The following is a 9,394-nucleotide window of genomic DNA, read 5'->3' on the forward strand; positions in this document are numbered from 1 at the left end:
CCGGCGCCACGCCGCACTCCGCCGTTAGCGCGTCGGCCACCGCGACACCGGTGGCCAGCGGCAACCATCCCCAGCCCGACCGGGGGACCGACGCCGCGGCCACGCCCACCGACAGCGCGATCTGCGCGCGCGTCGGCGCCGACCATTGCCGGCCGTGACGACCACGACCCGCGTTCTGGTATTCGGCGAGCAACACCGATCCGTCGATATCGGCGCCGCCTTCCGCCCGGGCGATCAAGTCGGCGTTGGTGGAGCCAGTTTCGGCGACTACATCGAGTTGACGCCACGGCCGGCCCGCCCCGACCAGCCCGCGCCGCAGCGCCGCAGCGTCCAACGGAGCCCTGAGCGAGTCCACGGGATCTCAATATAAGGGACCGCTAAGATTGACACCCATGACGAGCACTTCCGAGACTCACACCGACGGCCATGTGGAAGCGAAAGCCGAGCACCACATCGACATCCACACCACCGCGGGCAAGCTTGCCGAACTGCGCAAGCGATCCGAGGAGACGCTGCACCCGGTCGGCGAGGCGGCGGTCGACAAGGTGCACGCCAAGGGCAAGCTGACCGCGCGCGAGCGCATCTATGCCCTGCTCGACGAGGGCTCGTTCGTTGAGCTCGACGCGTTGGCCCGACACCGCAGCACCAACTTCGGGCTGGGCGAGAAGCGTCCGCTCGGCGACGGTGTGGTCACCGGCTACGGCACCATCGACGGCCGTGACGTGTGCATCTTCAGCCAGGACGTCACCGTGTTCGGCGGCAGCCTCGGCGAGGTCTACGGCGAGAAGATCGTCAAGGTCCAAGAGCTGGCGACCAAGACCGGCCGGCCGCTGATCGGCATCAATGACGGCGCGGGCGCCCGCATCCAGGAGGGTGTCGTCTCGCTGGGCCTGTACAGCCAGATCTTCCACAACAACATCCTGGCCTCCGGCGTCATACCGCAGATCTCGCTGATCATGGGCGCTGCCGCCGGCGGGCACGTCTACTCTCCGGCGCTGACCGACTTCGTCGTGATGGTCGACCAGACCAGTCAGATGTTCATCACCGGTCCCGACGTCATCAAGACCGTCACCGGCGAGGACGTGACGATGGAGGAGCTGGGCGGTGCCCACACCCACATGGCCAAGTCCGGCACCGCGCACTACGTCGCCTCAGGTGAACAGGACGCCTTCGACTACGTCCGCGAACTGTTGAGCTACCTGCCGCCCAATAACTTCACCGATCCGCCGCGGATTGCCGTGCCCGTTCCCGAGGGTGCGATCGAGGACAACCTCACCGCCGAGGATCTCGAGCTGGACACCCTGATCCCGGACTCGGCCAACCAGCCTTACGACATGCACGAGGTGATCACCCGCATCCTCGACGACGACGAGTTCCTCGAAGTGCAGTCCGGCTATGCCCAGAACATCGTGATCGGGTTTGGTCGCATCGACGGCCACCCGGTCGGCATCGTGGCCAACCAGCCGACGCATTTCGCCGGCTGCCTGGACATCAACGCCTCGGAGAAGGCCGCTCGCTTCGTGCGGACCTGCGACTGCTTCAACATCCCGATCGTCATGCTGGTGGACGTGCCGGGCTTCCTGCCGGGCACCGACCAGGAATACAACGGCATCATCCGCCGCGGCGCCAAGCTGCTGTATGCCTACGGCGAGGCCACCGTTCCCAAGATCACCGTCATCACCCGCAAGGCCTACGGCGGCGCCTACTGCGTGATGGGTTCCAAGGACATGGGCTGCGACGTCAATGTCGCCTGGCCGACCGCGCAGATCGCGGTGATGGGCGCATCCGGCGCGGTCGGTTTCGTCTACCGCCAGCAACTCGGCGACGCGGCCAAGGACGGCCAGGATGTTGATGCGCTTCGCTTACAGTTGCAGCAGGAGTACGAGGACACCCTGGTCAACCCGTACATCGCCGCTGAACGGGGCTACGTCGACGCGGTCATCCCGCCGTCGCACACCCGCGGCTACATCGGGACGGCGCTGCGGCTGCTGGAGCGCAAGATCGCCCAGATGCCGCCCAAGAAGCACGGGAACATTCCACTGTGAGCGGAACGAGCGGAGCGAATGCAGTGAGCGACGGGAGTGACGCGAACAATTCCGCTCCTGTGAGCAGCGGGACGGACGAGACGCCTGGCGCACACGAGCCGCACATTCAGGTGCTCAAGGGCCAGCCGGCCGACGAGGAGCTGGCCGCGCTGATCGCGGTGCTGGGCAGCGCCGCCGGCGGCCGGGGCGAGGCAGCACCGCCGGAGCACAACCGGTGGGCGCTGCCCGTGGACAAATTGCGCTACCCGGTCTTCAGTTGGCAGAAGATCACCCTGCTGGAACGGATGCACATGCGCCGATGACCCGCCTGGTGCTCGGGTCCGCCTCACCGGGCCGGCTCAAGGTGCTGCGGCAGGCCGGCATCGATCCGCTGGTCGTGGTCTCCGGCGTCGACGAGGACGCGATCATCGCCGCATTGGGATCGGACGCCTCCCCCGCTGATGTCGTCCGCATCCTGGCCCAGGCCAAGGCCGACCAGGTTTCCACCAATTTGGACGATGCCGTCGCCGCGGATTGCGTTGTCATTGGCTGTGATTCGATGCTCTACCTCGACGGCCAACTGGTCGGCAAGCCAGCATCAGCCGACACGGCACGAAGCCAGTGGCAGTCGATGGGCGGTCGGTCCGGCCAGCTGTATACCGGGCACTGCCTGCTGCGGCTGCTCGACGGCAATCCTGTTCAGCGGGTATCCGAATCATCTGCTACCACGGTGCATTTCGCTAAACCAACCCCGGCAGACCTGGAAGCGTACATCGGCAGCGGCGAACCGTTGGCCGTCGCCGGAGGCTTCACGCTGGACGGGCTGGGCGGCTGGTTCGTCGACCGGATCGAGGGCGACCCGTCCACCGTCATCGGGCTGAGCCTGCCGCTGACCGCCACCCTGCTGCAACGCGTTGGCCTTTCAGTCGCCGAGTTGTGGGCCTGAACTCCGAAGTGTCTATCCGCGGGTAGGCTCGCGGTGTGCCACTACCAGCAGATCCCAGCCCGACGCTGAGCGCCTACGCGCACCCGGAACGGCTGGTGACCCCCGACTGGCTGGCCGGCAACCTGGGTCAGCCGGGGCTGGCCATTGTCGAATCCGACGAGGATGTCCTGCTTTACGACGTCGGTCATATCCCCGGTGCGGTCAAGGTCGACTGGCATACCGACCTCAACGACCCGCGGGTGCGCGACTACATCAACGGCGAGCAGTTCGCCGAATTGATGGACCGCAAAGGCATTTCCCGAGACGACACGGTGGTGATCTACGGGGACAAGAGCAACTGGTGGGCCGCGTACGCGCTGTGGGTCTTCACGCTGTTCGGCCACCCGGACGTGCGGCTGCTCAACGGCGGGCGCGACCTGTGGCTCAGCGAGGGACGCGACACCACTTTGGACGTCCCGACCAAAACGTCGACCGGCTATCCCGTCGTGCAGCGCAACGATGCCCCGATCCGCGCGTTCAAAGACGACGTGCTGGCCATCCTGGGCTCCGAGCCGCTGATCGATGTGCGATCGCCCGACGAATACACCGGCAAGCGCACGCATATGCCCGACTACCCCGAGGAAGGGGCGCTGCGCGCGGGGCATATCCCGACGGCGCAGTCGATCCCGTGGGGCAAGGCGGCCGACGACAGTGGGCGGTTCCGCAACCGCGACGAGCTGCACCAGCTCTACGGTTTCATCGAGCCGGACGATAAAACAATCGTCTATTGCCGCATTGGTGAGCGATCCAGCCACACCTGGTTTGTGCTGACACATCTGCTCGGCATCCCAGGGGTGCGCAACTACGACGGCTCCTGGACCGAATGGGGCAACACCGTCCGGGTGCCGATCGTCGCCGGCGACAGCCCGGGAGCGGTGCCGGTCCGATGAGCATGCCCGCGCCGCTGGCCGAGGTGCTGTCCGACTTCACCGAAGTCCAGGGCCAGGACAAGCTCAACCTGCTGCTGGAATTCGCCAATGACCTCCCAGCTCTGCCGTCTTATCTGGAAGAGGCGGCGATGGAGCCGGTGGTCGAATGCCAATCGCCGCTGTTTCTGCACGTCGACGCCAGCGACGTCAACCGGGTGCGGCTGCACTTCAGCGCTCCGGCCGAAGCACCCACCACTCGTGGATTCGCCTCGATACTGGCCGCCGGCCTCGACGAGCAGCCGGCCGCCGACATCCTGGCAGTGCCGGAGGATTTCTACATCGAGCTCGGCCTGGCCGCGTTGGTCAGCCCGCTGCGGCTGCGTGGCCTGTCGGCGATGCTGGCGCGAATCAAGCGGCGGGTGCGCGAGTCCGGCTGAAGTGGGCACCGGGTCGTATCGCGCACGGCGCGGCGCTTAAACTTCCCCCGACACGACTTGTAAGAATTTCTCTTAGACACGTGAGAACTGTTCAGCCATACAGGAGGCGCAGTGCCTAGCCACGCCAGCTCGACGATCGCCAAGGTTCTTGTCGCCAATCGCGGTGAGATCGCGGTGCGGGTGATCCGCGCGGCCAAAGATGCCGGTCTGCCCAGTGTGGCGGTGTACGCCGAGCCCGACGCCGACGCTCCTCACGTGAAGCTGGCCGATGAGGCATTCGCGCTGGGCGGTCAGACCTCGGCGGAGTCTTACCTGGACTTCGGCAAACTCCTGGAAGCCGCCGAGAAGTCCGGCGCCAATGCGATCCATCCTGGCTACGGCTTTCTGTCGGAGAATGCCGACTTCGCCCAAGCGGTGATCGATGCTGGCCTGATCTGGATCGGGCCCAGCCCACAGTCGATCCGGGATCTCGGCGACAAGGTCACCGCACGGCACATCGCCGCCCGAGCGCAGGCCCCGCTGGTGCCAGGTACCCCCGACCCGGTGAAGGACGCCGACGAGGTAGTCGCCTTCGCCAAGGAATACGGCGTGCCGATCGCGATCAAGGCGGCCTTCGGCGGCGGGGGCCGCGGCATGAAGGTGGCCCGCACCCTCGAGGAGATCCCCGAACTGTTCGAGTCGGCGACCCGCGAGGCGGTCGCGGCGTTCGGCCGCGGCGAGTGCTTCGTCGAGCGCTACCTGGACAAGCCCCGCCACGTCGAGGCCCAGGTGATCGCCGACCAGCACGGCAACGTCGTCGTCGCCGGAACCCGTGACTGCTCGCTGCAGCGCCGCTTCCAGAAGCTGGTCGAAGAGGCGCCCGCGCCCTTCCTGACCGACGCGCAGCGCAAGGAGATCCACGAGTCGGCCAAGCGGATCTGTAAAGAGGCCCACTACTACGGCGCCGGGACCGTCGAATACCTGGTCGGCCAGGACGGCCTGATCTCGTTCCTCGAGGTCAACACCCGTCTGCAGGTCGAGCACCCGGTCACCGAGGAGACCGCCGGCATCGACCTGGTGCTGCAGCAGTTCAAGATCGCCAACGGCGACAAGCTCGACATCACCGAAGACCCGACGCCGCGCGGGCACGCCATCGAGTTCCGGATCAACGGCGAGGACGCCGGCCGTGGCTTCCTCCCCGCGCCCGGTCCGGTCACCCGGTACGACATCCCCACCGGGCCCGGTGTCCGGCTGGACTCCGGTGTCGAGGCCGGTTCGGTGATCGGCGGTCAGTTCGACTCGATGCTGTCCAAGCTGATCGTGTACGGCGCCGATCGGCATGAGGCATTACGACGGGCGCGCCGCGCTCTTGCTGAGTTCCACGTCGAAGGGCTGGCTACCGTCATCCCCTTCCACCGCGCAGTGGTGTCCGACCCGGCGTTCATCGGCGACGACAACGGCTTCTCGGTGCACACCCGCTGGATCGAGACCGAGTGGAACAACACCATCGAGCCCTTCACCGGCGGCGAGCCGCTTGACGAAGACGAGTCTCGGCCGCGGCAGAAAGTGGTGGTTGAGGTCGGCGGTCGACGGGTGGAGGTTTCACTGCCCGGTGATCTGGCGCTCTCCAACGGCGGCGACCCTGCTGTTACCGGTGTGATCAGGAAGAAGCCCAAGCCGCGCAAGCGTGGCGCGTTGGCCGGCGCGGGGGCATCCGGCGACGCAGTGACCGCCCCGATGCAGGGCACCGTGGTGAAGGTCGCCGTCGAAGAGGGCCAAGAGGTCGCGACTGGTGACCTGGTGGTGGTGCTGGAAGCGATGAAGATGGAAAACCCCGTCACCGCACACAAAGACGGCACCATCACCGGTTTGGCAGTCGAGGCGGGCGCCGCGATCACCCAAGGCACGGTCCTCGCCGAGATCAAGTAGCTGTTGCAACCCGTCGAAATCAACGCTGGGCAATGGTATTTGCGCGCACTGCGCGCGGACAGTCGCATCGACGATCGTCCTGCGCTCGCCGAGCTGGGTGTCACGGACCCGGATCACGTCGCGCGCTGTGCCGCGTTGTGGTCGGCGGATACCAGCTACTCCTGGGCGGTGTGCGAGGTGACGACGGGTGAGTTGCTGGCAGAGGTGACGCTGGACCCGGACACCGGTGAGATCGCAACCCGAGCCCGGGGCGGACAAGCTGAGGCCGCAGCGGCGGCCGCAGAATCGGTGCGGCGTTTCGCTGCTGACCTGGGTTTCTTAGAAACGCCCTCAGGCGTTGTCGGTCCAGTGCGGCCGGAGTAGGGTTCAAAGAAGGTTGAGTTCACAGCCGCCCGGAACAACGTTAATTGACGTAGGGGGAGGCTCGTTCTCCCGGCCTCTCTCGGCGCGCGGCCTAATCGCTTGACGTGATCCGCAGCAAGATTGCTTGACGACTGATGGAGCCACCCTAATGTTCGCCATAAGACATCCCAGTTCTAGTTCTCCGCCTCTCGGGACCGAAGCCGCAATTCCGTCAGAGCCGTGGGGAAACCACCTTGCCCGTTTCACCGCCGAGTTGGGTCCGTCGTTCGCGGTAATCACGGCGCACGGTGAGCTCGACGCATCCAACGCCAATCAGCTCGCCGATTACGTCGAGCGCTGCGCGGCCCATGCCAACTCGGTGATCGTGAACTTAAGCGGCCTGGAATTCTTTGGAACTGCGGGCTTTTCAGCGTTGCATACCATCAACGTACAATGTGCGGGCGCCGATGTGCGCTGGGCCGTGGTGCCAAGTAAGGCAGTTTCGCGCTTGCTACGCATCTGCGACCCTGACAACCTGCTGCCGCTGGCCGAGACGGTGCCGGACGGTTTGGACGAAAACGAACAGCCCCGCCGGCTATTCCAACTCGTCCCGCAACCGCGCTAGCGACTTAGCGAGCAACCGCGAGACGTGCATCTGTGAAATGCCGACACGCTCGGCGATCTGCGTCTGCGTCATCGACTCAAAGAACCTGAGTACCAACACGGTTCGTTCCCGCTCCGGCAGCCCGTCGAGTAGCGGACGTAGCGCCTCGCGGTTCTCGATCTGCTCGAGACCGGCGTCCGCATCGCCAAGCGTGTCGGCGATGGCTCGGGTGTCGTCATCACCAGTGCTGACGCCGCTATCAATGGACAGCGTGTTGTAGGAGCTACCGGCCACCAGGCCCTCGATGACCTCAGTGCGGTCCATATCGAGTTCGCCGGCCAGTTCAGAGGCAGTCGGTGCCCGCCCCAGCCGTTGGGAAAGATCGGCTGTTGCCGTCCCGAGCCGCAAGTGCAGTTCTTTTAGACGCCGCGGAACCTTGACCGACCAGCTGTTGTCCCGGAAATGCCGACGGACCTCCCCCATGATCGTGGGCACCGCGAACGAGACGAAGTCGGAGCCGGTTTCGACGTCGAAGCGGGCAACAGCGTTGACCAGTCCGACGCGCGCTACTTGAACCAAGTCGTCTCGTGGTTCCCCGCGGCCCTCGAAGCGCCGGGCGATGTGATCGGCCAACGGCAGACAGCGCCCCACGATCTTGTCCTTGTGGCGCTGAAATTCCGGTGAGTCGCCGTCAAGAGACGCCAACTCACGGAACATGTCCGGAACGTCAGCGTATTCGTTGGGACGAGATGAAGAACCGCCGACAGCTCGCGCTGTCACCTGTCGGTGCCCGCCCGTCGGGTCGTCAGCGTGACGCCGAAGATGCCGTGCGCGCCATCAGGGTCGTGACCGTCGTTGAAAGTCTGGACGTCGTCGGTCAGCGAGGTCAGCACGTGCCAGCTGAAGCTGCCTGGCGTCACCACGTCATAGTTGTCACACGTCGCCGACGCCTCGACCACCAATTCGTCGTCTCGCGGATCGACCACGATGGCCAGCGTGGCGTCTGGGATCGCCGAACGGATCAACCGGGTGCACACCTCGTCGACCGCCAGCCGTAGGTCGGCGACTGCATCGAAATCGAGATCCTCAAAGGTGCCGACCGCCCCGACCAACGTGCGCAGTACCGCCAGGTTCTCCAGCCGCGCCGCAACGCGCAGTTCGATCGCGCGGTCGCCGCGTTGCTGGTTCGTAGCTTGCTTTTCAGCAGCGGTCATGGGGCCTCCCGGCAGTATTTGACTGACCATACCCTTGGGCTCAAGCCGGTTAGCCATCATCGCCGCCGGGTACGGGTGATAGGGATACCGAGGCAGCGACGGGCATCTTCAAGCTCATCATGGTCTACAGCTGATACCCACTAGCCTCGGCGTATAACCCGCCGGACCCAGCCGAAGGTGAGCCTCATGCACGATCGCGACCGCTTTTCCGACGAGACTCCCATCGCCGACGCCGTCGAGCAACAGCAGGCGACCACCTTCGAACCCACGGCTTCTGATCGGGAAATACCGCCGGTAGAGGCAGACGTCTCCGACTGGCAAGAGCAGCACCAGGACATCGTCGGCGCCGATGACGACCGCGAAGAGTACCGCGATTAGCGACCCGGCGGTGTTTGGCGCGCTGCGGGGATGGGAAATGCAAGCGTGAAAGTGCGCCAAGGAGGTTGAGATGGCGGGGTCGTCAATTCAGGATGAGAAGCTCTACCAAGATCTGCGCAAACAAGGAGATTCGAAGGAAAAGGCCGCTCGAATCTCCAACGCAGCTGCGGCCCGCGGCCGGTGCAGCGTGGCCAGGTCAGGTGGCAAGTCCGGCTCGTACGACGACTGGACTGTCCCAGAACTCAAGAAGAGAGCCAAACAGCTTGGCATGTCAGGCTATTCGAGCCTGTCCAAAGACAAGCTGATCAAAAAGCTCCGAGACCACTAAGCGGCGCGGCCCCCCGCTTGTCAGCTTGCAGGCCGTTGGCGCGGAACCTCGGGGTGTGCGTCGTACCAGCGGTCTTCGATTCTGCGCACTCGCCGGTGCTCGACCGCCAGCCACACCAGACCGAATGTCATCGTCGCGACGGCGACGATGCCTGTGGTCATGCCCTGGCTTTGGTGTCCGGTCCCGAACGCCGCCAGACAACCCACGACGGCGATCACGCCCGCCACGACTAGTAGATAGCCGGGCCAGCGCAACACATCGATCATCGACTCGCCTGCATGTGACCGTGTCGTCCGCACATGGTC

At 65.3% G+C, this 9,394-nt stretch carries 13 protein-coding genes and 1 pseudogene; 10 read left to right on the top strand and 4 right to left on the bottom strand.

Annotation, left to right across the window (positions count from 1 at the left end; translation table 11 throughout):
• On the bottom strand, positions 1-355 hold a 355-nt coding region (locus WAN71_RS04450; protein WP_422224172.1), incomplete at its 3' end, for a biotin--[acetyl-CoA-carboxylase] ligase.
• Between the two features lie 37 nt (positions 356-392).
• Here WAN71_RS04450 and WAN71_RS04455 point away from each other — a divergent pair.
• From WAN71_RS04455 to WAN71_RS04490, 8 genes and pseudogenes are all read left to right on the top strand, one after another.
• Positions 393-2,045 carry an acyl-CoA carboxylase subunit beta gene (locus tag WAN71_RS04455; protein WP_422224173.1) on the top strand — a complete coding sequence of 551 codons (1,653 nt, stop codon included), beginning with the start codon at positions 393-395 and terminating at the stop codon, positions 2,043-2,045.
• Positions 2,042-2,347: pseudogene (locus WAN71_RS04460) on the top strand (acyl-CoA carboxylase subunit epsilon); the annotation flags it as partial. The gene WAN71_RS04455 and the pseudogene WAN71_RS04460, both read left to right, overlap by 4 nt.
• Positions 2,344-2,970, top strand: a complete 627-nt coding sequence (locus WAN71_RS04465) for a Maf family protein (protein ID WP_422224174.1) — start codon at positions 2,344-2,346, stop codon at positions 2,968-2,970. The pseudogene WAN71_RS04460 and the gene WAN71_RS04465, both read left to right, overlap by 4 nt.
• A gap of 35 nt (positions 2,971-3,005) precedes the next feature.
• Positions 3,006-3,899, top strand: a complete 894-nt coding sequence (locus tag WAN71_RS04470) for a sulfurtransferase (protein ID WP_422224175.1) — start codon at positions 3,006-3,008, stop codon at positions 3,897-3,899.
• Positions 3,896-4,315: a SufE family protein gene (locus WAN71_RS04475; protein WP_422224176.1), complete on the top strand. Its 420-nt coding sequence runs from the start codon at positions 3,896-3,898 to the stop codon at positions 4,313-4,315. Before WAN71_RS04470 ends, WAN71_RS04475 begins: the two co-directional genes overlap by 4 nt.
• A gap of 111 nt (positions 4,316-4,426) precedes the next feature.
• Positions 4,427-6,223 (top strand): acetyl/propionyl/methylcrotonyl-CoA carboxylase subunit alpha, encoded by a 1,797-nt coding sequence (locus tag WAN71_RS04480; RefSeq protein WP_422224177.1) that lies wholly within the window; start codon positions 4,427-4,429, stop codon positions 6,221-6,223.
• Positions 6,224-6,226: 3 nt separating this feature from the next.
• The gene (locus WAN71_RS04485) at positions 6,227-6,586 is read left to right on the top strand and encodes a hypothetical protein (RefSeq protein ID WP_422224178.1); all 360 of its coding nucleotides are present in this window, start codon (positions 6,227-6,229) and stop codon (positions 6,584-6,586) included.
• Between the two features lie 148 nt (positions 6,587-6,734).
• Positions 6,735-7,190, top strand: a complete 456-nt coding sequence (locus tag WAN71_RS04490) for an STAS domain-containing protein (RefSeq protein WP_422224179.1) — start codon at positions 6,735-6,737, stop codon at positions 7,188-7,190.
• Here the strand turns inward: WAN71_RS04490 and WAN71_RS04495 are convergent.
• Together WAN71_RS04495 and WAN71_RS04500 are read right to left on the bottom strand one after the other, a co-directional pair.
• Positions 7,161-7,949, bottom strand: coding sequence for an RNA polymerase sigma factor SigF (locus WAN71_RS04495; RefSeq protein WP_422224180.1), 789 nt, complete (start codon positions 7,947-7,949; stop codon positions 7,161-7,163). The two genes, WAN71_RS04490 and WAN71_RS04495, sit on opposite strands and share 30 nt — an antisense overlap.
• Positions 7,946-8,383 (bottom strand): ATP-binding protein, encoded by a 438-nt coding sequence (locus WAN71_RS04500; RefSeq protein WP_422224181.1) that lies wholly within the window; start codon positions 8,381-8,383, stop codon positions 7,946-7,948. The genes WAN71_RS04495 and WAN71_RS04500 overlap by 4 nt, the downstream gene beginning before the upstream one ends.
• Positions 8,384-8,569: 186 nt before the next feature.
• Between WAN71_RS04500 and WAN71_RS04505 the strand changes: the two genes are divergently transcribed.
• Positions 8,570-8,761 (top strand): hypothetical protein, encoded by a 192-nt coding sequence (locus WAN71_RS04505; protein WP_422224182.1) that lies wholly within the window; start codon positions 8,570-8,572, stop codon positions 8,759-8,761.
• A gap of 70 nt (positions 8,762-8,831) precedes the next feature.
• A complete protein-coding gene (locus WAN71_RS04510; RefSeq protein ID WP_422224183.1) occupies positions 8,832-9,089 on the top strand; it encodes a DUF7218 family protein in 258 nt (85 codons plus the stop codon).
• Positions 9,090-9,109: 20 nt separating this feature from the next.
• On the opposite strand, the gene usfY is transcribed toward WAN71_RS04510, so the two are convergent.
• The coding region (gene usfY / locus WAN71_RS04515) for a protein UsfY (RefSeq protein WP_422224184.1) at positions 9,110-9,394 on the bottom strand (285 nt) is incomplete at its 5' end.

Origin of the sequence: Mycobacterium sp. (assembly GCF_049280035.1) — a bacterium.
Lineage (GTDB): Bacteria > Actinomycetota > Actinomycetes > Mycobacteriales > Mycobacteriaceae > Mycobacterium.

What these genes read in the sequence shown, in the direction of transcription:
- WAN71_RS04465 (WP_422224174.1), top strand. Translation starts at nt 2,344, where the DNA reads ATGACCCGCCTGGTGCTCGGGTCCGCCTCACCGGGCCGGCTCAAGGTG.
- WAN71_RS04500 (WP_422224181.1), bottom strand. Translation starts at nt 8,383, where the DNA reads ATGACCGCTGCTGAAAAGCAAGCTACGAACCAGCAACGCGGCGACCGC.
- WAN71_RS04475 (WP_422224176.1), top strand. Translation starts at nt 3,896, where the DNA reads ATGAGCATGCCCGCGCCGCTGGCCGAGGTGCTGTCCGACTTCACCGAA.
- WAN71_RS04510 (WP_422224183.1), top strand. Translation starts at nt 8,832, where the DNA reads ATGGCGGGGTCGTCAATTCAGGATGAGAAGCTCTACCAAGATCTGCGC.
- WAN71_RS04455 (WP_422224173.1), top strand. Translation starts at nt 393, where the DNA reads ATGACGAGCACTTCCGAGACTCACACCGACGGCCATGTGGAAGCGAAA.
- WAN71_RS04490 (WP_422224179.1), top strand. Translation starts at nt 6,735, where the DNA reads ATGTTCGCCATAAGACATCCCAGTTCTAGTTCTCCGCCTCTCGGGACC.
- WAN71_RS04505 (WP_422224182.1), top strand. Translation starts at nt 8,570, where the DNA reads ATGCACGATCGCGACCGCTTTTCCGACGAGACTCCCATCGCCGACGCC.